At 40.8% G+C, this 400-nt stretch carries 1 protein-coding gene; it reads right to left on the bottom strand.

Annotation, left to right across the window (positions count from 1 at the left end):
* Positions 1 to 61 precede the first annotated feature (61 nt).
* Complete coding sequence (locus ACYVTD_RS17475; protein ID WP_461248897.1) at positions 62 to 241, bottom strand: WecB/TagA/CpsF family glycosyltransferase; 180 nt, start codon at positions 239 to 241, stop codon at positions 62 to 64.
* Between the last annotated feature and the right edge of the window lie 159 nt (positions 242 to 400).

Below are 400 nucleotides of genomic sequence, written 5' to 3'. Positions count from 1 at the left end.
GATCAATAGGTCCGTTTGTGTCTGCTTGCCTGCGCCATCAATGCCCTCAATAACAATGAATTTAGCCACGTCTCTCGTCTCTCCTTTGCTGTCTAACTGCTTTCAAATAATGAGGAATAACGAACAATCTTTCAAAACGCGAATGATCTGCCATAGCTCGGTATAACCATTCCAAGTGAAGCTTTCTATATAGCAACGGAGCGCGTTTTACGACCCCTGCCAAAACATCCAAGACCAACACACGTTTTCTTTTTGAACTTGTCTCTTGAAGAGGTTGCAAAAAGAATTAAGGATAGAGAGAAAAAACACAACGATGGCGATATTCATGAGGAAAATAGTAGCTATATGAAAAAGGTGCACGATGTTGCTAAAAGTATTGCAATGGATGAAGAATGGGAAG

This window comes from Treponema sp. R6D11 (assembly GCF_054786075.1).
The sequence above is the reverse complement of the archived record's forward strand: the minus strand, read 5'-3'. Positions and strand labels throughout refer to the sequence as shown.